Below are 25,184 nucleotides of genomic sequence, written 5' to 3'. Positions count from 1 at the left end.
CTCGGGAGTTCACCCTCGTTCGCATTGTTCAGTTGAATCGCTGTTTCATCTTCGTTATCATTCGTGATGACGTTCAGCATCCAAAGTGAAAGCGCAACCAATGTGAGCGATCAAGAAGGTTGAAGGAGGAATTCGATTGTTTAAAAAGAAGAAATGGCTGTCCTTGGCGTTATGCTGCTCCCTACTCGCTTCCTTTCTATCATCATGGGCGCCTGCTTATGCAGATAACGATGAGCAGGGTACAACGACAGCGATAGCCGCTGATTTCACGGATCAGGAGTTGAAAGATAACGACTACATTCTTTATTTCGTCAATGCGGGGGACCAGACGCCAGCTACCGTGGAAGGCACGGATAAACTCGGTCTCTATAGCTCCGTGACGGAGCAGGTATACGGGATTGATCCCGTCACGTCCAAAGCGTGGGGCTTGGTTACGACAACAAGCGGAACGAATGTGCGCGACGCATCGACCAAATCGGGCTCCGTACGATACTATAACGGCACGCAGGTGAGAGATAAAGCGTTGGCCTATGATTTTGAGCTGCCAGCGGGTGAATACGACGTAACGTTTGGCTTCAACAATCCGTGGAGCGGACGCAGCGTTAATCTTCTGGTGGAAGGAAATAACGTTTCAGGCGGAGACCTGGCCATTGGCGCGGAAGGTGCCGAGAAGGTAGTCACTTATAGAAAGCTTGCCGTAATGGACGGACAGCTGAATGTACGCATTCAAGGGCCAGCGACCGCTGCGCTTAGCAATTATAACGATCCGCTTATTAGTTATTTAATCATTAGACAAAACATAACCATACCGCTCTCTGAATTGGATAATCAGGTCACTGCTGCCGAAGCGGAATTGGCGAATACAGCATACACGACTTACAGTCTGGCTGAGCTGAGCCGGGTTATTCAGGAAAGCAAGACGCTGAAGCAGACGCTGGCGGGAAGCAATGCCGACGTGACGGAGCCTGCTGTTCAGGAGCAAATCATTACAGCAATTGTGACTCTGAAAAAAGCGGTAGCTGAGCTTGTAATCAACGCGCCGAACGCATCCTTTAAGCCAGGTGCGGTGTGGCGGGATACGAACGGTGCGCTCATTCAGGCACATGGAGCAGGCATGATGTACGACGAGGAAACCGAAACGTATTACTGGTATGGCGAGGATAAAACCTTCGGTTATTTGCCTGCCAGAGGGGTGAGAGTCTACTCGTCAAAAGATTTGTACAATTGGGAGGATCATGGACTCGCGCTGACAGCGATCGGATCTGCGGATGATTTTGTTAATGATCCGCTTATCTCTGAACTGTATGCTGACCGTACGGATAAAGCGGATATTCTGAACGATATCGGCACCGATCGGATTATTGAGCGTCCGAAAGTGATCTACAACGATTTGACGAAAAAATACGTCATGTGGATGCATACGGATGGCCCAAGCGCGACTTCTACAGCCAACTACGCGAAAGCGGAAGCAGGCTATGCGCTTAGCGATTCGCCGCTTGGACCGTTCGTCTATCAGAGAAGCGATCGAATGGATCAAGCGCCTGCAGGCGCAACCGATGACGGCCAGCCAAGCCAGCCGGGAATGGCTCGCGATATGACGTTGTTCAAAGACGATGACGGCACAGGGTACTTGGTTTATTCGAGCGAGGAAAACCTGACGATCTACATCTCCAAGCTCAATGAATCCTATACGGATGTCGTCGGATGGCATAAGGATGGCAACGCCGAGCGTGATACGCAGTATAAAGCGGTGCATGGCGTCGATTATGTACGTGTATTCCCGCTTGCCCAGCGCGAAGCTCCAGCTTTGTTCAAATACCAAGGCAAGTATTATATGATCACGTCCGGCGCGACTGGCTGGGCTCCTAACGTCGGCAAGTATACGGTTGCTGACGATATTATGGGACCGTGGAAGACGATGCGCGACGTCGCACCTGGAAGCGCAACGACCTTCGGCTCGCAAAGCACGCAGGTCATTACGGTTGATGCAGCTGCGGGCAAATTCATTTATATGGGAGACCGTTGGAATCAGAATGATCTGGGTAATTCCAGGTACATTTGGCTGCCAATCGAATTCGGCCAAAATGACGAAATCGCGCTCCGCTGGCAGGACGAGTGGACGCTTGAAATGCTAGAAGGAATGGGCAAGGTGACGGTCAATACGTCGCTGCCTACCAGTACGGTAATTGGCAAAGCCCCTGTGTTCCCGAACACGGTCAATGTGACGATGTCAAACGGAACGGTTAAGGATACGCCAATTGCTTGGAATGTAAGCGCGGATTCTTTCCAAAAGCCAGGCACCGTACGCGTCAGCGGTACGCTTACGAAGCTGGCGAATAAGAAAGTGGAGTATCAGCTTTACGTTATTCCAGAGAGCAGCGCGTATTTCGTAAACGCAGGCGGCGCAGCTACCGCGGACTACTTGGATATGATTGCGCTTATGGGAGCAGGGAAAGTACTGAACGGAGAAACGATCGATCAGAAATATGACCCGGAAAATAGCCAAAGCTGGGGTTATATCGGGGATAACACGCTGACCTCCGGTACGAGCAGCGGTGATATTTTCAGCTCCCTGAGGTATCTGAAATCGAATGCGGGTGATGATCTTGCTTATCGCTTTGATCTAGAGAACGGCGACTATGACGTATATGTCGGTCTTTATGATCCGTGGTCTCAATACTCAAACGGCAAACGAATTGCAGACATTATTGTGAACGGGGAAGTCAAGACAAGCGGCTATGTCTTTACGGCAGCAACGGATGTGCTTAGCTATACTGATGTAGCCATTGCGGATGGAAAGCTGGATCTAACCGTACATCGTTCGGCGAATGCAGGCACATCCAGCTCCGATCCCCAAATCAGCTGGATTGTCGTGGCGAAGAGCCTTGGTATTCGCGTAACAGGCGTTTCCATAGACAAAACCGAGCTTACGCTTAAGGAAGGCGAGCAGGAACAGCTCACCGCTGCGATCGCTCCGCTGGATGCGGCTAATCAGGCGGTTACATGGTCAAGCTCGAATGACGCTGTTGCATCAGTAAGCGAGGCGGGTATTGTGACAGCAGCATCGCATGGGGTGGCGGTTATTACTGCAACTTCAGTAGACGGAGCGTATATCGCAACAGCGACGGTAACCGTAGAGAAGGAGGAAGAGACAGGCGGTGAGGCGACACCAACGCCAACGCCGACACCAGATGCAACCGCATCGCCAACGCCAAGTACAGTCATATCACCAACACCAACAACGATATCACCGCCTGTGTCTAGTCCAAGCCCAAGTGCAAGCCCAAATCCAGTGTTCGCGGATACCGAAGGCCACTGGGCGACAACTGCGATACACAAGCTTGCCGACAAGAACATATTGGGAGGATTCCCGGACGGCAGCTTCAAGCCGGATAAGCAGATGAGCAGAGCGGAATTTATGGCCGTCATGTACAGATTGCTTGATCTGAACACGGCAGCAGGAGAATCAAGCTTCGAAGATGTTCCAGCTGCCGCTTGGTATAGCCAATACGTGAAAGGACTATATGAAGCGGGAGTGGTAACCGGATTCCAGGACGGCAGCTTTAAGCCTAATCTGGAGATGACGCGGGAGGAAGCCTTTGTTATTTTGTACCGTGCGCTGGGGGATCAATGGATTCAGACGACGGGAACAAGCACACAAGCCTTTACCGATCTTTCCGGCGTATCCAGCTGGGCGAAGGAGGCAGTCGAGGCATTGACGAAGGCCGGTATTATAGCAGGCTATGAGGACGGAACGATCCGGCCGAAGGATAAGATTACCCGTGCCGAAATCGCGACGATTGTTGCAAACGTTATAAAATGATAAAACAACGAAAGGCATTCTGTATATCTGGATGCCTTTCGTTTATTTTTGACCAATAAAAATGATATACTGTGGTGAAAAGAATCGATTATTATGGAAAACGATGATATGATTTAAATAACGATAATGGTGCGCATGTAGGAGGCTATTTACGAATGGAGTACATTAGTACAAGAGGCAATGTTGGCAAAATCGGATTTATCGATGCGTTTATGATGGGTCTTGGCAATGACGGAGGCCTGCTCGTTCCGAACGAGATCCCCGTTATTTCGGCTGAAACGTTAAAGGAATGGCAGGAGCTAAGCTATCAAGAGCTTGTACTTGCTATATTCTCGTATTATACGAATGGGGAAATTCCGGAGCAGGATTTGAAGGACATGGTGTACGCGAGCTATGCAACCTTCCGCGATCCGGAAGTAACGCCGGTACGCAAGCTGAAGGATGATCTTTATTTGCTGGAGCTATTCCACGGGCCAACCTTCGCTTTCAAAGATATTGCCCTGCAATTCATGGGTCAGCTGTACACATACGTAGCGGCTAAGCAGAATAAGAAAATCCATATTCTCGGGGCTACCTCCGGCGATACGGGAGCTTCGGCTATTGAAGGCGTTAAAGGCAAGGATGGCATTAAAATATGCATCCTTCACCCGCATGGCAAGGTCAGCAAAGTACAGGAGCTTCAAATGACGACGGTTCAGGAAGACAATGTACTGAATTTGTCCGTTGACGGCAACTTCGACGATTGCCAGCGCATGATCAAGGATTTATTCGCAGATCTTGATTTTAAAGCGACGAATCAGCTTGCGGCGATTAATTCCATCAACTTTGTGCGGATATTGGCACAGACCGTTTATTATTTCTATGCCTACTTCCAAGTGGTGAAGCAGACCGATGCGAAGCAAGTGAACTTCAGCGTGCCAACCGGCAATTTCGGTGATATTTTTGCAGGTTATTTGGCGAAACGCATGGGGCTTCCTGTTGGCAAGCTGATCCTGGCAACCAATGAGAACAATATTTTGGAGCGCTTCATACTGGAAGGCGTGTACAAGCCGGGAGATTTCCGCAGCACGTACAGCCCGTCGATGGATATTCAAGTGGCGAGCAACTTCGAGCGCTACCTGTATTATGTGCTAGGCGAGGATGCCGCACAAATTCGGACACTGATGGACCAGTTCAAAGCAGAGGGCCAAATCGTGATCGCCGGCGAAGCGCTAAGCAAGGTACAGGCGGAATTTGGCGCGCATGGCGTACAAGGCCAAGAATGCCTAAGCACAATTAAGAAATACAAAGCCGATAGCGGCTATTTGCTTGATCCTCACTCGGCCTGCGGCGTTGCGGCGGCTGACAAATACGGCGATGGCTCGGAAATCACCGTGTCGCTTGCAACCGCACATCCTGCGAAGTTCAATGAAGCCATCGAGCTTTGCGGCATTGAGCAGACGTTCCCTGAACAGATTGCGTCGCTATTCCACAAAGAACAGCGCCAGACGCGCGTAGACGGGTCGCTTGCCGCGGTTGTCAGCCAGCTGGAAGCATTCTATAACGCTAAATAATGATGACATCAACCAGACTGCAGCAAAGGAGCGATCCTGCGCTGCAGTCTTTTTAATCAAAGACTTGTTACATGCATTAAAAACCGAAGTCAATGAGGAGAGATCGTATGCTAGCAACCATAAAACAAGCGGCAGATGGGTACGAGGTTCGATTTGAACGTGATTTCAAGCACTCCCCTGAGAGCGTTTGGGCATGGCTCACTGAAAACGATAAGCTGGTGCAATGGTTTTCGGAGCTTCGTGTTCAGGACTTGCGCGAAGGCGGTGTGATTACGTTTGACATGCAGGATGGAACCTTTGAAGAGCTTGCGATTCTGGAGTTTAAAGAGCAGGAAGTGCTTGCTTTTGCATGGGATAAGGATCAGGTTCGTTTTGAATTAATACCGGAGTTCGACGGCTGCCGATTAGTTCTAGTGGAGAAGCTTATCACGATTACAGCGCATACCCCTAGAGACATTGCCGGTTGGGACGTGTGCTTGGATGTGATTCAATCGCTCATGGATGGCAGTGCTGCAATAAACCGTAAGGCTAGCTGGCAAACCAAATATGAGCAGTATGTTCAAGCTTTCGCAGAGATAACAAAGAAACAGCATGGTAATCCTTAGCGAATTTGGGTGGTACCACGACTTGTTCTGCTCTCAGGACGATAGGTCTTTGGGGCGAATGAATAGGAGAACGGCATGCTGAAAATAAGGATCTCCGTTTTTTTATATTTGCCATACTGATGCTGCTTTATAGGATCGGCAACAGCCGGCGCCAATGGCGGACCCTTATATGAACCTACGGAAGGATACGGTTTGCAGAGCATAATCTGCTGACGCTAGGAACAGCAGCCGTACTGGCGGTAATTGCAGCATGCGTAGCACTTTTATTACGCAAAAGCTATATTTTCACGGTAAACATGCTTGGGATTTTGGCGTTTACGGTGTATTATATTTCAAGGATGGGCGGTTATCCGTTTTAAATTCATTTTTGTAGCCTTTACCAATGCTTTGGTAGGTGTGTCTTTGGTCATCTGCGATGTTTTCATTAGAAAATCGATTCGCAGGCGCAGGCCAGGCGTCACTAAAAATTAACCGCGAACGGCGAACCTATGGCCTTATTGGGGCTTGATGCTAGCTGGATGAAACGATAGAGGAGAGAGCTGCATGACAAACGAAACAGCAGTAATTAATCAAGACGATCTTTTGGCGGATCTGGAGTACAGGGGACTAGTACAGCAATTCACGAACCGCGAGGAATTACATAAAAAGCTGACAAGCGAGCGTGTCGTATTATACTGCGGCTTTGACCCGACAGCGGATAGCCTTCATATCGGAAGCTTGCTTCCGATTCTATGCTTGCGGCGCTTTCAGCAGGCGGGCCATATTCCGCTCGCGCTGGTAGGCGGCGGCACCGGTCTGATCGGTGATCCGAGCGGACGCTCATCGGAGCGGTCGCTTAATACGTCGGATACAGTAGCGCAGTGGACGGAGAGTCTGAAGCGTCAGCTTTCGCGGTTCCTAAACTTCGATGCTGCCGACAATGCAGCCAAGCTGGTGAGCAACTACGACTGGATTGCTCCGCTGGACGTGATCACCTTTCTGCGGGACGTTGGCAAAAACTTTACGGTGAATTACATGCTCGCCAAGGATTCCGTTGATTCCCGATTGTCATCGGGCATCTCCTTCACCGAGTTCAGCTATATGATTCTGCAAGCCTACGATTTCCATAAGCTTCATCAGGAGCATGGCTGCGCTTTGCAAATCGGCGGCAGTGACCAATGGGGCAACATAACTGCCGGGCTCGACCTTATTGGTAAAATGGGCGGCGGGGACGCTTATGGCATGACGATGCCCCTTGTAACCAAAAGCGACGGTAAAAAGTTCGGCAAATCCGAATCCGGTGCGATTTGGCTGGACCGCTCCAAAACATCGGCCTACCAGTTTTACCAATTTTGGATAAACACGGAGGATAACGATACGATTAAGTTTTTGAAATATTTCACGTTCCTCTCGCGCGCGGAAATCGAAGCATTGGAGCAGGAGCTTGAGGCTCATCCAGAAAAACGCGTGGCGCAGCGCGAGCTCGCACGCGAGATTACTCGCCTTGTACACGGCCAGGAGGCGCTGGACAGCGCGGAGAAAATTACACAGGCTTTCTTCTCGGGGGATGTTAATCAGCTGAGCGAAGCGGAATTGATCGAAGCGCTGCAGGATATGCCCACAACGGTTATAAACGGGCGGGACGAGCTTCCGTTGATGGATCTGCTGATTGAATCGGGAGCAGCGCCATCTCGCCGCCAAGCGAAGCAGGATATCACGAGCGGCTCGATTTCGATTAACGGAGCCAAGCAGACAGATGCCGAAGCCATAATTGGCACAGAAGACAAGCTGCATAGCAAATACGTCGTGCTTCGGCGCGGCAAGAAAAACTATTTCTTTGTTCGGTTTGAATAAGATAAAGACAAACAAGCAGGCCGCCTATTATAGGCGGCCTGCTTGTTTGTAGATGCCTTACTTGGCTGGAGCAGCTACTGTGCGCTCCGTTTCTTTGCGGCGGGAGCGAGAGTGGGAGACTCCGAAAAAGGTGGCTGCTGTTGCTGCGGCAAGGATGACGCCTGTTGCTCCGATCCAGGTGATCGAGGTGAGCGAGGCTTGCTCGACGATTACGCCGCCTAGGCCTGCGCCTGCTGCCATGCCCAGCTGGAGAACAGAGCTGTTCAAGCTAAGCATAATGCCGGATGCTTCTGGAGCGAGTGACATCAGGTGATACTGCTGTGTTGGGCCGGATGACCAAGCTGTGAACGCCCATAGCATCAGCAGCGGGAAGACGATGACCGGCGATTGCCCGGCAAACGAGAGCAGAATGAGTGCAACGGTATGGAATAGCATACCGCTGACGAGCGTTCGCGGAGCCCCCCATTTGTCTGTACTGAATCCGCCGATTTTGGAACCGACGAGGCTCGCAATGCCGAATGCGAATAATCCGATGCTGACGCCTTGCTCGCTAAGCTTAGTAACGGTTAATAAAAAGGGCGAGATGTACGTATATACGATGGAGTAACCGCCGATCCACAGAAAGGTTACGGTTAAGGCGATAGCGATTTTCGGTTGTTTCAGCAATGAAAGCTGTTTGCGAATCGGAACGGGTGCTTCACCGCCGGATTGCGGGATCGTAGTAACGATAATCAGCATCGCCAGAAGTCCAAGCAAACCGATTACTCCGAAGATGAGCTTCCAATCGTAAACGGAAGCGGCCAGTCTGCCGAGCGGAACGCCAATAATTAAAGCGGTGCTGAAGCCCATAACGAGCGTCGCAATCGCACTGCCTTGCTTGCCTGCCGGTGCAAGCTTGGAGGCGACGGTTAATGCGGTGACGACAAAGACACCTGTGCTGAGCGCTAATACGATCCGGGATACAATCAGGAAAGTAAAACCAGGCAGCATAACGGCAATTAAGTTGCCGACAGCGAATACGCCAAGCGAGTAGAGAAGCAGACTGCGCCGTTCCATGCGTGCGGTAACCGCCATAAGGATCGGGGTACCGAATGCATAGGCGAGCGAGAATACGGTTATTAATTGGCCAGCAGCCGATACTGATACCCCAACATCAGCCGCAACCTTATCTAGAATGCCGGCGATAATAAATTCAGAAGTACCAACCAGAAAGCTGATAATAGCCAGCATGTAAATTTTCCAAGCGTTAGACATACAGATGTAGCTCCTTTCTCCACTCCAATAATTTTATATTTCTAAATATATAGAAATAGTAAACAAAAAAATTACTCCAACAAATATGGCGCATATTTCTTCGCCAATTCGCGGTTAACACTGTAGTAGATATACGTTCCGTCCTTGCGGAGATTGAGCAGTCCGCATTCCGTCAATTGCTTCAAGTGATGAGAAAGAGTGGAGCCGGCTACGGATTCAAGCTTAGAGCCGATATCGGAGCAGCACAAATTTCTCTCTTCTGTAAGCAGCAGAGCGATTTTGAGACGAGTAGGCTCGCCAAGCGCTTTATAGACTTTAACGGCTTCGCGTACGTTCGCATGATCTTCTGACATAGCGGCTTCACCTTTTTCTACGGTTGTTATTTCTATATGCGTAGAAATAAGATAGCATACCTTTTTTATAAAGTAAACAGTTGATTAAAATGCAAAGATTGATGGAGCAAATGATTGCGAGCTGCCATTTGCTCCATAATGACTAAAGCTGATGCTTTTCCACCCATGCGTACAAAAATTTCAGCTTCCCATCAAAATAACCATCGTCCTGCCACGCTCCCCAAACTGGGCTTCGGCCGGTATGCAAGCCCATCAACCATATGTGCCTGACTGCGACAAAAACGGGAATCATGGCCAAGTCCTGCCCGCTCATAGGCCTTTCTTCCAAATAATTCTTCAAAAAGGCATCCCAGCAGGCATCCTCGAAGCTATCTTCCTGCCTGCCATGCACGCGGTCCCATAGAAATACTGACAAGTCATAGGAACGCCAGCCCATCCCGCAGCAGTCAAAGTCGAAGTGGGTGAGGCTGCCGTCATCGCTATGAAACACATTCCACCCATGCAGATCGCCGTGGCAAATTCCCCAGTCATAGGACGCAAGCGAAGCGGCTTCGAGATGCGACCTCAGCCGCAAAACGATCTCCTGCACAAGCTTCAAATCAGAGGGGCGATGCTGCAGGAAAGGAAGCAGCTGTTGCAGCGGCTCGTCAAGCAAATGAGAGGCATCGAGCTCGAACCGCTCGTGAGCCGGCACATACTGATCCATGGCATGATGCAACTGTGCAACGGCACGGCCATAAGCGCTGCTTGATTCCAAGTCGACCTTCCCGATCCCTTCGGCAAAAGTGAAAAGCGCAGCAAAACGGACGCCTTCCGGGGCGTTCAGCTTGGACAGCAGATCTCCGTCCTTTCGAAGCAGTGGCCGAGATACGGGCATATCCCAGCTGGCTAGGAAGGAAAGCAGCTCTAGCTCGAATCGAACTTCAGCTTCACTGCGCCAAGCATGCTTGTAGATGCGCAGAATAAATGTACCGGCGGTTGTCTGTACCTCGTAAGTATCGTTCAAGCCGTTCAGGATAAAGCGGCTGCGCAGCGGTGTTCCGATCTCATACCTCGCGGCTATCCCTTGGAAAAGCTCTTCTTTCTGAAAAACCGTATGCACAGCCGTAATGTTCAGCATGTCAAATCATCCCTTATCAGTTTCAATACGTTTATCCTAACGGAAATACAGGCCTAAAGGGATGGAATAAATGGATATAGTTATTCTTTACTGGGGACCGCATAGATTTGTCAGCCGAAAAGGAAGCTTCTATCTGCAATAGACAGCTTCTATTGGGAGAACAACGATCAGTTGGCGGGTATGAAGGGTGAAGCTTTTGAACATAAGTAAAAGCCAGCAGCGCGGGCTGCTGGCTTTACTTATGTTCTGCGTGTGGTTTATACGTTTACCGGCGTCGCTTCAACCATCCAGCCGAGCGGATCTTCCAGCTTGCCCATTTGGATGCCAGTCAACGTATCATAAAGCTTTTTGGAGAGCTCGCCTGTCTGCCCGTCGTTAATGATGAGGACGTCGTCCTGCCAGTTCAGCTCGCCGATCGGAGAAATAACGGCCGCTGTTCCCGTGCCGAAGGCTTCTTCCAGCTCGCCGTTTTGACTTGCTTCATAGAGCTCCTCAATCGTAATCGGACGTTCTATCACTTCGATGTTCCAATGCTTAAGCAGCTGAATAATTGAATTTCGAGTGACTCCATCCAAAATACTGCCATTCAGCGCTGGCGTGTGAACAACGCCATTCAGCTTGAAGAAGACGTTCATGCTGCCGACTTCCTCGATATATTTGCGATGTACGCCGTCGAGCCAGAGGACCTGAGAATATCCTTTTTCCTTGGCAATCTCCTGCGCCTTTAAGCCAGCGGCATAATTGCCTGCTGTTTTCGCTTCGCCAACGCCGCCTTTGACGGAGCGGACATATTCAGACTCGACGAAGATTTTGACAGGGTTCACGCCTTCGGTATAGTAAGCGCCTACCGGCGACATGATGATGATAAATTGATAATGCGTGGACGGTGCAACGCCAAGCTGCGGCTGCGTTGCAATAATGAACGGACGGATGTACAGCGATGTGCTTGGCGCCGTTGGAATCCAGTCCTTGTCGACGGAAATAAGCTGCTTCAAGGCTTCAATGACGACGTCTACATTCAGCTCTGGTACGCTGAGACGCTCGTTGGAGCGATTCATTCTTTGTATGTTTTTATGAGGTCTGAACAGAAGAACACGTCCGTCATCCGTTTTATACGCTTTCAAGCCCTCGAATATCGTTTGTCCATAGTGGAACACCTTTGCTGCAGGGTCTAGCACGATCGGTTGATAAGGCTGGATGCGGGGCTTATGCCAGCCGTTGTCTGTCGAATAATCCATAATAAACATATGATCCGTGAAATGATTGCCGAATCCTAGCTGATCTGCTGCTGGCTGCTGTTTCTTATTGCTCGTTAACTCGATTTCCAATGATTGAAGCAAGTTGCCCATCTCCCTTTAATGATCGATAATTGAATGCTAACACTACATGCGATATATTTAAAATATCTATTTTATTGAAGGTCCATACCTTTTGGGTATAGATGAACGGAGTGAACGATATGGACATGCGTCAGCTGAAATACTTCTTAACTATAGCACAAGAAGGACAGGTTACGCGCGCTGCCAAGCTGCTTAATATGGAGCAGCCCCCGCTGAGCCGCCAGCTTAAGCTGATGGAAGAGGAGCTTGGAGTCAAACTGTTCGAGCGTAACGGAAAAGGGCTATTACTTACAGAAGCGGGAGCGCTGCTTAAACAGAAGGCGGAATCGCTGCTGCTGCAGTTCGATGAATCCCTTCGTGAAGTGAAAGGACTCGACGAGGGGATCAGCGGAGTGCTGTCCATCGGGTCTGTCGTTTCGTGTATTTCTTTGCTGCCGAAGCGAATTGAGTTGTTTAGGGAGAAGTATCCCCAGGTCACGTTCAAAATATCGGAGGGCGATCACTTTTACTTAGGCGATAAGCTCGAGAAACGGGCGATTGACCTTATCGTYGCTAGGCTGCCGTTTGAGGCGCAGAAGCACCCCCAGCAGTATTCCGTTCTGCCTTTGCCGTCAGATCCATTCGTGGCCGTTATTCCAAGCTCGTGGTCAGCGTATGAGGGAAAGGGATCATTGTGCATGAAGGAGCTCGCGCAGTTTCCGTTTCTCACGCTAAAGACGGACCGGACGACGCGCATGCATGAGCAAGTGGTCAATGAATGCAAGCGGCACGGATTCGAGCCTAATATTATATGCGAATGCTCCAGCGTTGCAATTATTATGTCGCTTATTGCAGGAGGAATTGGAGCGACCGTATTTCCGAAATCGGTCATGTCCTCGTTCCCGAGTACCGTCGTCAAAATGCTCGCAATCGAGGATGCTCATTTTCAATCTGACGTTGGGATCCTTTGGCTGAAGGATCATTATCTGCCGCAGCGGGCGCAGCAGTTTATTGAAAGCTTCCGTATGGCGTCAAATGAGGGGGAATAGGTGTGGGGCTTAACATACAAGAAGTAAGATCATTGCTGCTGGCAAATAACCAGGATCATGTTCTTGACAGGCTGGAGCGATTAAAGGGACCTGCGAAGGATAAGCTTGCTGCCCAACTAGGGAGTATTGATTTTGAAGCATTGTTTCGAGCTATTCATGACTCTACGAGCTTAAGCGAGAAGCTTAAGGAACCAATGGAGCCGATTCCCTATGTGAATGAGACAGATATCGGGGAAAAGGAACAGCAGGCTCTTAACGAGCTTGGCTGGTCGCTCCTGCGCACAGGCAAAGTGGGTGCTGTCGTTGTGGCGGGTGGGCAAGGGAGCCGATTAGGTCATGAAGGCCCTAAAGGTACGCTGGATATCGGACTCCCTTCGGGGAAATCCTTGTTCCAGCTGCAAGCCGAACGGCTGCTTAATCTGTCTAATCGGGCTGGAAAGACCATTCCTTGGTACATCATGACGAGCCCTCAGAATCAAGCGGCTACGGAAATGTTTTTTCATGCCGCCGACTGGTTTGGCTATCCGCCCGAAGATATTTTTTTGTTTCAGCAACAAACAATGCCGGTGCTTGATCACAATTGGAAGCTGCTTTTTGCAGCCGAGGATGAGCTTATGGTTGCGCCAAGCGGCCATGGAGAGTGTTTTGCTTCTTTGGGCAAATCGGGAGCCATCGACGATATGAAGCGAAGGGGCTTGGAGTGGGTGTTCTATTACAACGTGGATAATGCGCTGATTAAGATAGCTGACCCCGCCTTTATCGGATTGGCCGCTTCGCATTCCAACCCCATTGCGACCAAGGTGATCGAGAAGACGGATTCCGAAGAGAAAATCGGAATTGTATGCTTGAAGAACGGCCGCCCTGCGGTAGTGGAATATAGCGAGATTCAAGATGACGTAAAAAATTTGAGAGATACGGCTGGGCGATTATTTTATAATCTCGGGCATATATCCATTCATCTATTCAAGCTGGACTTTGTCGAGAGGCATGCTGATGCGGGCCTCGATTATCATATCGCTTCTAAAAAAATGGCATACATAGACGAGAACGGAAGCTTGGTTAAGCCATCTGAGCCGAATGCGTATAAGCTTGAACGGTTTATATTCGATCTTTTCCCCCAAGCAAACGGACTGACGGTGTTCAAAACCAAGCGTGAGGAGGAATTTGCACCGGTCAAAAATAAAGGCGGAGAAGACAGTCCGCAAAGCGCGCGCCGACTCGTACTCGATTTGCATCGGAGCTGGCTTACGGCTGCTGGAATAGCTGTAGAGGAGCTGCACGATCACGATATCGAAATCTCGCCTCTGCGATCCTATTCGGGTGAAGGACTGCATGAATACAAGGCCAGTGGCCTTTCGTCAGAATAATCATTTATGCGGAGACAGCGAAAGCTGTCTTTTTTTGTTTACATCAGTGGGGAATAATGATAACCGCTGCGCATGATTCATTCCGGTTATGACAACGCAAGGCAAATGCTGAAGAACAAGACGGAGAGTGCAGGGGAGCAACTTTTGATAACTACTGATTTAACGCTGGTGAATGAGAGGTTGCTTATTCATCGCTCGGCGTGAATGATGTATTGGACTTCAATTTATTCGGAGGAGCAAAGCGAGTGGTGAAGTGGAAATGAAGCGGCAATGACCTCCGAGTTTTTACGATTTAGGGTCTGGTTTGGAATCAGAAACAGTCTTACCGGCAGGCTGCATGCGATCGGCAACGTATAAAACAAGCAGAACAGGAAACAGAGTAATCAGGTTAACGATAATGAACCCCCAGCTCTCCAGCGCAATTCTACGGTACCAATAATAGTTAGAGAAGAACCAAAATACAAGCAAGAACCACATGGCCGAGAAAATAAAGGAGACGATATATTTTTTCATAGTTGCACCTCCAAGTTTATTATGCCAAAGTTGCGAGCCCGCTATGCTATGCATAGTTTACCAATTGCAGCGCATACTGAAAGCATCGATAAGGGAGGTCCGATATGGGACAGCGTATCCAAATCAGCAATTTTCAAATGATGTCGCTTATCGTCATTGCTACGATAGGAACCTCTAGTTTATATGCACCTGCTACATTGGCTCATTATGCGGAACGAAATTCATGGTACTTGGTGCTTGCGGGTGGAATGGTTGGACTTTTAAATCTATCTGTGTTTTTAAAGTTGAATAAGCTCTATCCCGGACAAAATCTGATCGGTATTTCAAAACAAGTATTAGGCCCTTGGCTAGGAGGCGTTTTAGCCTTTTTGTTTATTTTTTATTTTTTAGACGTAACGACATGGGTTCTCTGTGAATTCTCCCAATTTTTTATCATTGCTTTGAATCCGATTATTCCTCAGCTATGGTACTTAATTGCTGGAGTCATTATGTGCGCATATGCCGTATATCACGGTCTAGAGGTATTTGCTCGTGTATCGGAGTTTATATTCATCATTACGGTCATCACATTTTTTGCGATTTACGTCATTTTGCTCAATCAATATCATCCAGAATATTTACTTCCTGTACTCGAGGATGGTTTATTGGAGCCACTGAAAGGTTTGATGCTTTCTATGTCTTGGTTCGGCGACTTAATGTTTGTATCCATGATCGTGCAGCATGTACGCCGAACCAAAAGCACTGCTTCTTATGCATATGGTGCCATGGGTGTTACGCTCTTGCTGATGCTGATGTCGGTGCTATCCTGCACCATGCTGTTCGGGGGACAAACGACGGCAACCTTTACTTATCCAAGCATCAGCCTTATTCAGAACATCCGGGTTTTTCGTAATATCGAGCGGTTCGATGCCGCACTTGTCGTTGTATGGGTACTCAGCTGCTTCACCAAAATAACGGTGTATTTCTGGTCAGCGCACCGTGGTTTAACCGATTTACTTCGGCTCAAACAGCCTCGCATGTTCATTATTCCGCTTGCCGTCGGCTTCGTTGTCTGCTCTCGCTTCAAAGTCTGGGGACTGGTCGAATTGGCTGCTTTCTATGACAAGCAGGCATGGTATTTTTCCTTGTTTCAGCTTCTGCTGCCATGCTTGCTCTTGTGTATAGCGCTGATAAAAACAAAAATGACAAAAAGCGGGTGAACGCCTTGGATGATCAAAAAATATTGCTCACAAGCGACGCATCTGAGAACAAGCGTTTACTGCTGGAGAGGATGCAAGCAACTGACGATTTAATCATGGTGCACTCTGCCATTGAGGAGAACCAATCCGTGACGGTGTGTTACATAGCAGGAATGACGGACACGCGGAAGCTGGATAAGCTGCTTCATCTGTATAAGCAGGATAAGCAGCTGCTGCCAGCTTTCCAACTAGATGCAACTGTGTATACGATTGAGGAATGTGCGGACGCTCTCGCTGCAGGCATGTCGGTGCTGTTATTCGATGGGCGAGGTTACGGACAGGTCATCGATACGATGGATGTACAGCTGCGAAGCGTAGAGGAGCCGGCAAGCGAGGCTACCGTTAAAGGCCCTAGAAGCGGGTTCACGGAATCTTTGCAAAACAATCTCGCTCTCGTCCGCTATCATCTGGCATCGCCGGACTTAAAGGCTGAATTTCGCAAGGTTGGACATTTAACGAAAACCAATCTTATCATCCTCTCTCTCGGCGGAATTACAAACCCTGAAATTCTGCGGGAGGTGCATCAAAGAATTGATGAGATACCGGCAGCGGCTATATTAGAGAGCGATTATGTTGAAGAGTGGATTACGGATAACCGAGGTACGATATTTCCCTTAATCGAATCTACGGAAAGGCCGGACCGAGTGATCGGTGCACTGCTGGACGGTAGAATCGCCATCCTCGTGCAAGGTACGCCGTTTGCGCTGGTTTTGCCTTTCGTGTTTCTGCAGGCGTTCCAAGTCAGCGAAGATTATGCTTGGAATTACTACATTGGATCGATCATGCGGTTAATCCGTTTATTCAGCGGTGTAATTGGTATGCTGCTGCCCGCTTTTTACGTAGCGACGGTTACGTTTCATCATGAATTGGTACCGACGACGCTTCTGCAAAGCATTGCATCGGCAAAGGAGCCTGTCCCTTTCCCCGCTGTAGTAGAGAGCTTCATGATGATGATCGCGTTTGAGATCATGCGCGAGGCAGGCATACGAATGCCTAAGCAGGTTGGTCAAGCCGTTAGCATCGTTGGAGCTTTGATACTGGGGCAAGCGGCTGTAGAGGCAGGGATCGTATCGCCTATTATGGTCATCGTAGCAGCATTAACCGGTATTTGTACGTTTACGCTGCCGCCAACAGCCATTAACTATGTGATTCGAATATTGCAGTTCGGCATGACGCTGCTTGGTTCGCTGCTCGGCTACGTGGGCATCATGGTTGGCATTATCATGCTGCTGACGTATCTTGCCTCACTGCGCTCCTTCGGTATTCCGTACTTAGGACCTCTTGCTCCGTTTCGCTTAGATGAGTTAACGGATGTTGTCGTTCGCCGTCCGCATTCGCAGAACAAGCTAAGACCCAGCCTTTTTCGCGCAATTCAGCGCAGTAGGTTCCGGAGTAAGCCATGAGCCGCTTAATCAGAGGAATCGCAGCTGCCATGCTGATCGGACTTTGCTTTATCATCGCTGGCTGCAAGGGAAGCATGGAGCTTAACGAAATCCATATCGTTCATTCTGTCGCCATTGACAAGGGGAAAAACGGAGCCGTAAAGGTGACTGCAGAGATTGCGAAGCTGACGACCGGCAGCCAGCAGCCAAAAGGCATGCAGGAAAATACATTCTACTTATCATCAGAAGGAAGCAGTCTTTTTGAAGCTGCACGGTTAATGAGAGCGAAGTCGGATCGCACCCTGCTGTGGGGACATACGACGGCAATTATCTTTAGTGCGGATTTAGCCAGAGAAGGTATCGATAAGCAAATTGACGATATACGACGGTTAAGGCAGTTTCGAAATTCAACGTTAATCTACGTCATGGAAGGCAAAGCCTATGAAGCATTAAAAGTATCGATGCCGAACGTATCCATTTCATCGCAAGCGCTGAGAGGACTGTCCGAGGGAGGGGAAAGCACGGCGCTTACCGAACAAGCCTCATTGATTGATATATATGAGGACATCATTAATCACTATAAGGATATGACGATCCCATGCATTGAGATCGTCAAGGATCCGGTAGACAATAAGATTCAATTGCTTCAGACGAGGGGACTTTTTGCGTTCAAAGGAACTCGCCTTGTGGGCTTTATGCGTGGCCAGGAAACCAAGGGTTTTCTGCGCGCATCAAACCGCATCAGCGGTTCAATCGAAGCGATTTCTTGCGGACCGAAGAAAATGGTTACCTTCGAGAGTATTCGCAATCGGACGAAAATAAAGCCGAATGTCGATCAGAAGCTGCACCCTATGGTACAAATTGATATCTTTACCGATTTAAACCTAACAAGCCTGCAATGCGACAATATAAAAATTAATTCCAAAACCATTGCGAATTGGGAGCGGGAATTAAATAATCATATCGCGAAGGAAGTAGAGCGCTATATTCAATTTTCACAAAAACATAAAGTTGATTTGTTAGGCATAGGAGAGATGATACATCGCAAGCAACCAGCTATGTGGCGCGAACTAAAAAAGGAGTGGCCGGAAAAATATGCGGAGGCTGCTTTCTCGGTAAAGGTGCATGCCAGAATCAATAATACGAACTTTACGATGTAAAGGCTGGTGTCTCAGGTTGAGGCGCCAGTCTTCCTGTTATATATCGGTCTACTGCAGCTTGGTGATGCATGGTCTATCCATCTTTCCAACTTTCCATCTTTTCATCTATCTATCTATCTATCACCTAAAGCATATATAAAAAATAATGATAGCTTACTTTTAATATCCTTATTGGTAAATTGAATTAAAATTCGATATTATGAATTATTATACACCCTATTTATGTAGGCGTATTCATTCGGCTTTTTATTATATTTGTAGGCAAGGAGTTCATGCAGTGAGAATTTCATTAGAGCTGGTACCCAGAGATCCAGAAGGCTTGAAAGCGGAGCTTCAATTCATAAAAGAAAAGTTTCCGGCGATTAATACGATCAATATCCCGGATTTGACGAGGTTTGACCTTAGAAGCTGGGAAGCTTCGCGATTATCCAAATCGTATTATACGGACTGCATCCCACATATTAGAGCGATGGATTTTGACGCAGGACGGCCTTTTGATTTAATCGAATACTTGGATAAGCATCATATTTCCGAAGTGCTCATCGTCACAGGTGACGAGCCGCAAAACGGCGCTAAGCAAGTATTTCCGACGACCTGCATCGATATGGTCACGAAGCTGAAGCGGGAGCATCCGCATTTGAAAATTTATTCGGCGATTGATCCTTATCGGACTAGCATTCGCAAGGAATATGAATATGTGCAGCAAAAGCTTGATGCCGGCGTAGACGGATTTTTTACACAGCCCTTTTTTGATCTGCGGCTTATGGAGCTTTACGCGGAGATGTTGGAAGGAACGGACATCTTCTGGGGCGTGTCTCCTGTCGTATCCGAGACATCGAAGCGATATTGGGAGAAACGAAATCATGTTGTATTTCCTAAAGATTTCGAGCCGACCTTGGATTGGAATATCGCGTTCTCGAAGGAGGCGCTGGTCTACACGCAGGAAACGAACAGCAGCCTGTATTTCATGCCGATCAAAGTGGATCTACAAGCCTATTTCAGCGGTATATTCAGTAAGGTTCTCGTTAAGAACGCATAGATACCAAGACCATGATCAGGCAGCCGCCATGCAGCGGTTGCCTGATTTTTTTTGGCAGCGAGCTTAGACCACATATGCTGTTCAATTATGATAAAATTCATAAAGGGATTTCAATGATGAATAGAGAAGTCTGATGGAGTAGGGACTATGGATTGGAAGGTACGAGTCACATCAAACTAATGGATAATGGCAGGACCGTGGTCGCGCAGGTCTGCTTATCATAAAGGTGGTAGATGCAAGATGGCAAAAGGGAAATTTTACGTCGTATGGGTAGGCAAAAAAACAGGCGTGTTTACAACTTGGGCGGAATGCCAAGCGCAGGTCAGCGGCGTGAAGGATGCAAAGTTCAAATCGTATGAATCCAAGCTTGCCGCGGACACAGCCTTCAAGGATGGCTGGCAGAAGCATTGGGGAAGCGGAAAGGCTGCCGCACCGGCACAGCCCGGAAGCAGCGTGAAGCAGACGGTGATGTTGGAGGCCGCTGCCGCATCTATCGATTACGACAGTATATCGGTGGACGTAGGGACGAGAGGAAACCCCGGACCGGTTGAGTATAAGGGCGTTGATACGCAGACGGGCGACATACTGTTCTATGTCGGTCCGATTCAGAACGGGACGAACAATCTAGGTGAATTTATAGCCATTATTCATGCGCTTAGGTATTTGAAGGAGAAGGGCAGCAAGCAGACTGTCTATACGGACTCGAGAACAGCGCTGAGCTGGCTGCGCAACAAGAAGGTAGCCTCAACCTTGAAGCGGGACGCTTCTACCGCGAAGATCTGGGAACTGACGGATGAAGCGGTGAGGTGGATTCAGACAAACACGTACCCCAATAAGGTAGTGAAATGGAATACGGAGGAGTGGGGCGAGATCAAAGCGGATTTCGGACGGAAATAGCCCCATTGCGGGATGATTCAATGCTGAGCAAGAAGCAGGCATTTAGAGAAATAAACAGCCTCATCGCCGGAGCGATTCAGCGCTGAGCAAGGAGCAGGCATTTAGAGAAATAAATGGCCCCATGGCCGGAATGATTTAATGCAGAGCAAGAAGCAGGCATTTAGAAAAGTAAGCAGCTTTCTCGCCGATGCGATTCAGCATTGAGCAAGGAGCAAGGAGCAATTATAGAAATTTAGTTTCCCCGAAGCGAGGACGGGGAAACTTTTTTGTGTTTTTTGAACGTGCGGCTGAAGTAGTAGATATCATTGAACCCGGTTGCTACGGCAATCTCGGATACGGTGAGCGGGCTATGGCGCAGCAAATAGTCTGCCTGTCCGAGGCGAGTGGTTGTAATATACTCCGTTACCGTATGACCGCTAAGCTCTTTGAATAAGCGGCTGAAATGGTAGCGGCTCAAATTAGCCATAGCGGCGAGCATGTCAACGGACAGCTCCTCTTTGTAATGCTGCTCGATGTGCCGGAAGACCGGCGCGAAGCGCTCGATGTTCTTCATACGCTCGGCATATTCGTCCTGCGTGAGCACGGTGGCGACATGACCGCGAAGGAGAAGGGTCAGCAAGCGGTACAATTCCGACTTGATCGCCAGCTCATAGCCGAACTCGCGGTGCTCCAGCTCATTCACGATAGCGAGCATGCAGGAGGATACCTTGCTGTCGTCCCCGATGTAATTTTGCAGCAGCAGCCTGTTTTGCATAATTGGCGTGATAAATTTCGTTTCTGCGGCGTCTACCGACTGGCTGTGCAGCAAGGATATGTCGGCTATCAGCGCATAGTAATACAAACTTGGCGTTAGGCTCACTCCATAATGCAGCTCATTGCTGTTTACGACGATTAAATCGCCTGCGGATGCCGTCATCGTGGTAGATCCGCATTCAATTGAAGCTTTTCCGGCAACGATATATAAAAACTCAAGATGCTCGTGGAAATGATGCGGGAAAATGACTACGCCTTGTTCATCAAAGGCGGTGCGGTGCAGTTTTATGGGGAAATGCGGATCAGGCATATCCATGGGCTCACGCAGCGCTTCGAATTTCTCCATCCCCATTCTCCTCCTCGCTTCTGATAGCACATTTGTACAAACAAACCGCACAGCTTTACATGGAGTTGCACGTTGAAACCATTATAATACGAAAGTATAGACACGCAAAACCTACGAAACGATATTAAAGGAGAGATTAGCAATGCAACCGATACAAATCGCAGTTATTGGAACGGGCTCTATCTCATCACTTCATCTAGATTCTTATAAGAAAAATACGAATGCCAACCTTTATGCGGTTTGCGATTTAAATGAGGAAAGAGCTCGGGCGGCTGCCGAGAAATACGGTGCTGAGAAGGTATTTACCGATTACCGCGAGCTTCTGGCAGATCCGGCTATAGATGCAGTGAGCATCTGTACGTGGAACAATACCCATGCGGAAATCAGCATCGCGGCACTTGAGGCAGGTAAGCATGTGCTGGTCGAAAAGCCGCTATGCAAAACGGTGGAGGATGCGCTTAACGTGCAGAAGGCCGTAGAAAAGTCAGGCAAGCTGCTGCAGGTTGGCTTCGTACGCCGCTATGACACGAATGCGCAGCTGCTTCGCGTCATGGCAGACCGCGGCGAGTTCGGCGAGATTTATTTTGCCAAAGCATCCACGCTTAGAAGACTCGGCAACCCAGGCGGCTGGTTCTCGGACATCGAGCGCTCGGGCGGCGGACCGCTTATCGATATCGGCGTTCATGTCATTGATCTTTGCTGGTACATGATGGGGCGTCCGCGTCCTGTATCCGTCAGCGCGAATACATACCACAAGCTTGGCAACCGCTCGAACGTGAAAAACTTAAGCTTCTATCAAGCGGCGGATTATGATGCGGAGAAAAATACGGTTGAGGATATGGCTAATGCGCTTATTCGTTTCGAGAACGGCGCATCGCTGCTCGTGGATGTAAGCTTCACGCTGCATGCGAAGTCGAATGAAACTGCCGTTAAGCTTTACGGTGAAAAAGGCGGCTTCGAGATCGATCCGGAAACCGTTATCGTAACGGAGCAGAATGACACGATTTTGAATATCTATCCGCAAACGGACAGCGCAGGGTTTGAGTTCAATAGCGCTTTTCAGAACGAAATCAATCACTTTATAGATTGCGTAGCAACGGGCAAGCAGCCGCTTAGTCCTGTGGAGGACGGCGTTGAGATTATGAAAATATTGGTCGGCATTTATGAGTCGGCTGCAAAAGGGGCGGAAGTACGTCTATGAAACTAGGAATTAGTACTTATAGCTTGTATGGTGCCCTCCAAAGTGGAGAAATGACGATTCAGGACGTTATCGTCTTTATTGCGTCAATTGGCGGCGAGCATGCCGAGATTGTGCCTTTGGGCTTTAATTTAACCGAAAATCCGGAGCTGATTGAAGCAATCAAGCAGCAGGCAAAGGAAAGCGGCATTGAGCTTTCGAACTATGCGGTAGGAGCGAATTTCTCAGGTCTCGACGATGAGCAATTCGAGCTGGAAATTGCCCGTTTGAAGCGCGAAGTCGATATAGCAGCGGCGCTTGGCGTGAAAAAAATGCGCCATGACGTAGCCTCGTCATCAAACTTATCCATATCCAATTTCTTGACGGAGCTGCCAAGACTGGCCAAAGCCTGTCAAATCATCGCGGATTATGCGGCTCCGCTAGGCATTACGACCAGCGTAGAGAACCATGGCTATTACATTCAAGACAGCGACCGCGTTCAAGCGCTTATTGAAATTGTGGATCGCCCGAATTTTAGGACGACGCTTGATGTCGGCAACTTCCTGTGCGTGGATGAGAACCCGTATGCAGCGGTACTGAATAATATCGGCCTTGCATCGATGGTGCACATTAAGGATTTCTATTACCGTCCCGCTACGGACAATCCCGGAGAAGGCTGGTTCAAGTCGAAGAGCGGCAATTGGCTGCGCGGCGCAATTGTAGGACACGGCGATATTGCGATCCCTCAGGTGCTCGGCCTCGTGAAGGACAGCGGGTACGATGATTTTATTTCCATTGAATTCGAAGGTCTAGAAGATTGCCGACTGGGAACGAGACTCGGCTTTGAATTCGTAAAACGAGTGTGGAACGAACTATAATCGGAGGAGCGATGGGGAAATGACTATGCCTATTATTTCGAACAAGATTGGTGTCATCGTGGACAGCTTTCAGCTTGGCGTGAAGGAAGGCTTGCTCAAAGCGAAGCAGGTTGGAGCAGACGGCGTGCAGATGTATGCGGTGCATGGCGAGCTGGATCCTGCTAATCTCTCGAGTGCGGCGCGCAAGGAATGGAAATCTTATATAGGCGGCCTTGGCCTCGATATATCGGCTTTGGTTGGCGATTTAGGCGGACATGGCTTTCAGGACCCTGCCCAGAACGAAGCGAAGATCGACAAGTCCAAACGGATCATGGAGCTAGGCATGGAGCTTGGAACAAACATCATTACGACTCATATCGGAATCGTGCCAAGCGACCGGAATAGCCGCGTCTACGAGACGATGCATGTGGCTTGCGAGGAGCTGGCGCGTTTTGCGAACGACATGAATGCTTATTTTGCAATCGAAACAGGACCGGAAACCGCCGAGCATTTGAAGGCATTCCTGGACGGGCTCGGTACCAAAGGCGTAGCCGTGAACTTCGACCCGGCTAATATGGTCATGGTAACAGGTGACGATCCGGTTCAAGGCGTGTATACGCTGAAGGATTATATCGTTCATACGCATGCGAAGGATGGCGTAAAGCTTGGTCATGTCGACCCGCGCGACGTGTATGGCGATTTCGGCTATGAAGTAACGCTTGACCACGATCAGATTGCTGTTATGGCTGAATCAGGTTCGACGTTTCGCGAGGTTCCGCTCGGCGATGGCGGCGTAGATTGGCCAGCGTATCTGCGAGCGCTGCAGGAAATCGGCTACGGCGGATATCTAACAATTGAACGCGAGGTCGGCACGAATCCGGAGGCGGATATTATCAAAGCCGTCCAGTTCTTGAAAGGCTTCCGTGCTTAAATAACGCATAGCATACAGAACCCCCTATCCTTCCGCTGGAAGAGTAGGGGGTTCTGTGTTACACCACACTTCTACGCTCTAGAACAAAACGTTGTGACTCTATTGCAGCTCAGGATCATACAGATGGCTTTTGATTTTTGAGTAACCTCGTATGGTCTGAGCTATATTGGAGACTATGCTGCAGAAACGCAACATAGCTCAGACGTTACTAGGGCTTTGGAGTAACCTAGTTTAGTCTGAGCTATCGTGGAAGCTACGCTGTAGAAAGTGCAATAGAAACCTCACAGTTACTAGGGCTTTGGAGTAACCTAGTTTAGTCTGAGCTATCATGAAAGCTACGTTGCAGAAAGTGCAATAGAAACCTCACATGTGCTACCGACTGATGGGCTACATTGTAGAAAGTACAACGAAAACCGGAAATTCCTCTGAAACAAGCTAGAATCTGCTGACTTCATTGCAGAAACTGCAATGTAGCTATAATGCCCCCTAATTAAGTTGGACACTTTCACGCTATGAAATATACAATTAGATTAGCTGGAGGTTGTTCGTATGAAAGTACAGCACAGCAAGTTTGACGAACTTAGAATACAGGTCGTAGAAGAAGCACTTGAGCGG

The 25,184-nt window shown here is 48.9% G+C and carries 20 protein-coding genes; 14 read left to right on the top strand and 6 right to left on the bottom strand.

From position 1 onward, the window contains the following. The first annotated feature begins 136 nt into the window (after nucleotides 1–136). The 4 genes from AB4Z29_RS29050 to tyrS all read left to right on the top strand — a co-directional run bounded on the left by AB4Z29_RS29050 (nucleotide 137) and on the right by tyrS (nucleotide 7,814). On the top strand, nucleotides 137–3,823 hold the full coding sequence (locus tag AB4Z29_RS29050; RefSeq protein ID WP_441946443.1) for an S-layer homology domain-containing protein: 3,687 nt from the start codon (nucleotides 137–139) through the stop codon (nucleotides 3,821–3,823). Nucleotides 3,824–3,978: 155 nt separating this feature from the next. Next, the gene (thrC, locus tag AB4Z29_RS29045; protein WP_441946442.1) at nucleotides 3,979–5,376 is read left to right on the top strand and encodes a threonine synthase; all 1,398 of its coding nucleotides are present in this window, start codon (nucleotides 3,979–3,981) and stop codon (nucleotides 5,374–5,376) included. 107 nt (nucleotides 5,377–5,483) lie between these two features. Beyond that, nucleotides 5,484–5,981 (top strand): SRPBCC family protein, encoded by a 498-nt coding sequence (locus tag AB4Z29_RS29040; protein ID WP_441946441.1) that lies wholly within the window; start codon nucleotides 5,484–5,486, stop codon nucleotides 5,979–5,981. Nucleotides 5,982–6,524: 543 nt separating this feature from the next. Then, entirely contained in the window at nucleotides 6,525–7,814 is a 1,290-nt protein-coding gene (gene tyrS, locus AB4Z29_RS29035) for a tyrosine--tRNA ligase (protein WP_441946440.1), read from the top strand. Nucleotides 7,815–7,871: 57 nt separating this feature from the next. Here the strand turns inward: tyrS and AB4Z29_RS29030 are convergent, their stop codons facing one another. The 4 genes from AB4Z29_RS29030 to AB4Z29_RS29015 all read right to left on the bottom strand — a co-directional run bounded on the left by AB4Z29_RS29030 (nucleotide 7,872) and on the right by AB4Z29_RS29015 (nucleotide 11,881). Further along, nucleotides 7,872–9,068 (bottom strand): MFS transporter, encoded by a 1,197-nt coding sequence (locus AB4Z29_RS29030; protein WP_441946439.1) that lies wholly within the window; start codon nucleotides 9,066–9,068, stop codon nucleotides 7,872–7,874. 71 nt (nucleotides 9,069–9,139) lie between these two features. After that, nucleotides 9,140–9,421, bottom strand: a complete 282-nt coding sequence (locus AB4Z29_RS29025) for an ArsR/SmtB family transcription factor (protein ID WP_183565423.1) — start codon at nucleotides 9,419–9,421, stop codon at nucleotides 9,140–9,142. Between the two features lie 142 nt (nucleotides 9,422–9,563). Further along, nucleotides 9,564–10,541: a phosphotransferase gene (locus tag AB4Z29_RS29020; RefSeq protein WP_441946438.1), complete on the bottom strand. Its 978-nt coding sequence runs from the start codon at nucleotides 10,539–10,541 to the stop codon at nucleotides 9,564–9,566. 257 nt (nucleotides 10,542–10,798) lie between these two features. After that, nucleotides 10,799–11,881 carry a branched-chain amino acid aminotransferase gene (locus AB4Z29_RS29015; RefSeq protein WP_441946437.1) on the bottom strand — a complete coding sequence of 361 codons (1,083 nt, stop codon included), beginning with the start codon at nucleotides 11,879–11,881 and terminating at the stop codon, nucleotides 10,799–10,801. Between the two features lie 119 nt (nucleotides 11,882–12,000). Between AB4Z29_RS29015 and AB4Z29_RS29010 the strand changes: the two genes are divergently transcribed. Continuing rightward, nucleotides 12,001–12,909, top strand: a complete 909-nt coding sequence (locus tag AB4Z29_RS29010; protein ID WP_441946436.1) for a LysR family transcriptional regulator — start codon at nucleotides 12,001–12,003, stop codon at nucleotides 12,907–12,909. Between the two features lie 2 nt (nucleotides 12,910–12,911). Next, a complete protein-coding gene (locus AB4Z29_RS29005) occupies nucleotides 12,912–14,276 on the top strand; it encodes a UDPGP type 1 family protein (RefSeq protein WP_441946435.1) in 1,365 nt (454 codons plus the stop codon). A gap of 285 nt (nucleotides 14,277–14,561) precedes the next feature. Here AB4Z29_RS29005 and AB4Z29_RS29000 read toward each other — a convergent pair whose 3' ends face one another. Further along, on the bottom strand, nucleotides 14,562–14,789 hold the full coding sequence (locus AB4Z29_RS29000; RefSeq protein ID WP_441946434.1) for a hypothetical protein: 228 nt from the start codon (nucleotides 14,787–14,789) through the stop codon (nucleotides 14,562–14,564). 104 nt (nucleotides 14,790–14,893) lie between these two features. Between AB4Z29_RS29000 and AB4Z29_RS28995 the strand changes: the two genes are divergently transcribed. The 5 genes from AB4Z29_RS28995 to rnhA all read left to right on the top strand — a co-directional run bounded on the left by AB4Z29_RS28995 (nucleotide 14,894) and on the right by rnhA (nucleotide 20,505). Beyond that, the gene (locus tag AB4Z29_RS28995) at nucleotides 14,894–15,988 is read left to right on the top strand and encodes a GerAB/ArcD/ProY family transporter (protein ID WP_441946433.1); all 1,095 of its coding nucleotides are present in this window, start codon (nucleotides 14,894–14,896) and stop codon (nucleotides 15,986–15,988) included. 5 nt (nucleotides 15,989–15,993) lie between these two features. Then, a complete protein-coding gene (locus AB4Z29_RS28990; RefSeq protein WP_441946432.1) occupies nucleotides 15,994–17,430 on the top strand; it encodes a spore germination protein in 1,437 nt (478 codons plus the stop codon). Continuing rightward, nucleotides 17,427–18,569 carry a Ger(x)C family spore germination protein gene (locus AB4Z29_RS28985; protein ID WP_441946431.1) on the top strand — a complete coding sequence of 381 codons (1,143 nt, stop codon included), beginning with the start codon at nucleotides 17,427–17,429 and terminating at the stop codon, nucleotides 18,567–18,569. Before AB4Z29_RS28990 ends, AB4Z29_RS28985 begins: the two co-directional genes overlap by 4 nt. A gap of 277 nt (nucleotides 18,570–18,846) precedes the next feature. After that, a complete protein-coding gene (locus AB4Z29_RS28980) occupies nucleotides 18,847–19,608 on the top strand; it encodes a methylenetetrahydrofolate reductase (RefSeq protein WP_441946430.1) in 762 nt (253 codons plus the stop codon). Between the two features lie 240 nt (nucleotides 19,609–19,848). Next, on the top strand, nucleotides 19,849–20,505 hold the full coding sequence (gene rnhA, locus AB4Z29_RS28975; RefSeq protein ID WP_441946429.1) for a ribonuclease H: 657 nt from the start codon (nucleotides 19,849–19,851) through the stop codon (nucleotides 20,503–20,505). Between the two features lie 232 nt (nucleotides 20,506–20,737). Here the strand turns inward: rnhA and AB4Z29_RS28970 are convergent, their stop codons facing one another. Beyond that, entirely contained in the window at nucleotides 20,738–21,604 is an 867-nt protein-coding gene (locus AB4Z29_RS28970; protein ID WP_441946428.1) for a helix-turn-helix domain-containing protein, read from the bottom strand. A 142-nt stretch (nucleotides 21,605–21,746) separates the two neighbouring features. Here AB4Z29_RS28970 and AB4Z29_RS28965 point away from each other — a divergent pair, with 142 nt between their 5' ends. Genes AB4Z29_RS28965 through AB4Z29_RS28955 form a run of 3 tightly spaced genes read left to right on the top strand, consistent with a single transcriptional unit; the run spans nucleotide 21,747 to nucleotide 24,569 of the window. Beyond that, nucleotides 21,747–22,805, top strand: coding sequence for a Gfo/Idh/MocA family protein (locus AB4Z29_RS28965; protein ID WP_441946427.1), 1,059 nt, complete (start codon nucleotides 21,747–21,749; stop codon nucleotides 22,803–22,805). Beyond that, nucleotides 22,802–23,659, top strand: a complete 858-nt coding sequence (locus AB4Z29_RS28960) for a sugar phosphate isomerase/epimerase family protein (protein WP_441946426.1) — start codon at nucleotides 22,802–22,804, stop codon at nucleotides 23,657–23,659. The genes AB4Z29_RS28965 and AB4Z29_RS28960 overlap by 4 nt, the downstream gene beginning before the upstream one ends. Before the next feature lie 19 nt (nucleotides 23,660–23,678). Then, nucleotides 23,679–24,569 carry a sugar phosphate isomerase/epimerase family protein gene (locus AB4Z29_RS28955; RefSeq protein WP_441946425.1) on the top strand — a complete coding sequence of 297 codons (891 nt, stop codon included), beginning with the start codon at nucleotides 23,679–23,681 and terminating at the stop codon, nucleotides 24,567–24,569. Nucleotides 24,570–25,184 lie beyond the last annotated feature (615 nt).

This window comes from Paenibacillus sp. 2TAB23 (assembly GCF_052115165.1).
Classification (GTDB): Bacteria; Bacillota; Bacilli; order Paenibacillales; family Paenibacillaceae; genus Pristimantibacillus.
This window is presented reverse-complemented; position numbering and strand designations above follow the sequence as displayed.

What these genes read in the sequence shown, in the direction of transcription:
- thrC (WP_441946442.1), top strand. Translation starts at nt 3,979, where the DNA reads ATGGAGTACATTAGTACAAGAGGCAATGTTGGCAAAATCGGATTTATC.
- AB4Z29_RS29040 (WP_441946441.1), top strand. Translation starts at nt 5,484, where the DNA reads ATGCTAGCAACCATAAAACAAGCGGCAGATGGGTACGAGGTTCGATTT.
- tyrS (WP_441946440.1), top strand. Translation starts at nt 6,525, where the DNA reads ATGACAAACGAAACAGCAGTAATTAATCAAGACGATCTTTTGGCGGAT.
- AB4Z29_RS29030 (WP_441946439.1), bottom strand. Translation starts at nt 9,068, where the DNA reads ATGTCTAACGCTTGGAAAATTTACATGCTGGCTATTATCAGCTTTCTG.
- AB4Z29_RS29025 (WP_183565423.1), bottom strand. Translation starts at nt 9,421, where the DNA reads ATGTCAGAAGATCATGCGAACGTACGCGAAGCCGTTAAAGTCTATAAA.
- AB4Z29_RS29020 (WP_441946438.1), bottom strand. Translation starts at nt 10,541, where the DNA reads ATGCTGAACATTACGGCTGTGCATACGGTTTTTCAGAAAGAAGAGCTT.
- AB4Z29_RS29000 (WP_441946434.1), bottom strand. Translation starts at nt 14,789, where the DNA reads ATGAAAAAATATATCGTCTCCTTTATTTTCTCGGCCATGTGGTTCTTG.
- AB4Z29_RS28995 (WP_441946433.1), top strand. Translation starts at nt 14,894, where the DNA reads ATGGGACAGCGTATCCAAATCAGCAATTTTCAAATGATGTCGCTTATC.
- AB4Z29_RS28985 (WP_441946431.1), top strand. Translation starts at nt 17,427, where the DNA reads ATGAGCCGCTTAATCAGAGGAATCGCAGCTGCCATGCTGATCGGACTT.
- rnhA (WP_441946429.1), top strand. Translation starts at nt 19,849, where the DNA reads ATGGCAAAAGGGAAATTTTACGTCGTATGGGTAGGCAAAAAAACAGGC.
- AB4Z29_RS28970 (WP_441946428.1), bottom strand. Translation starts at nt 21,604, where the DNA reads ATGGAGAAATTCGAAGCGCTGCGTGAGCCCATGGATATGCCTGATCCG.
- AB4Z29_RS28965 (WP_441946427.1), top strand. Translation starts at nt 21,747, where the DNA reads ATGCAACCGATACAAATCGCAGTTATTGGAACGGGCTCTATCTCATCA.
- AB4Z29_RS28960 (WP_441946426.1), top strand. Translation starts at nt 22,802, where the DNA reads ATGAAACTAGGAATTAGTACTTATAGCTTGTATGGTGCCCTCCAAAGT.
- AB4Z29_RS28955 (WP_441946425.1), top strand. Translation starts at nt 23,679, where the DNA reads ATGACTATGCCTATTATTTCGAACAAGATTGGTGTCATCGTGGACAGC.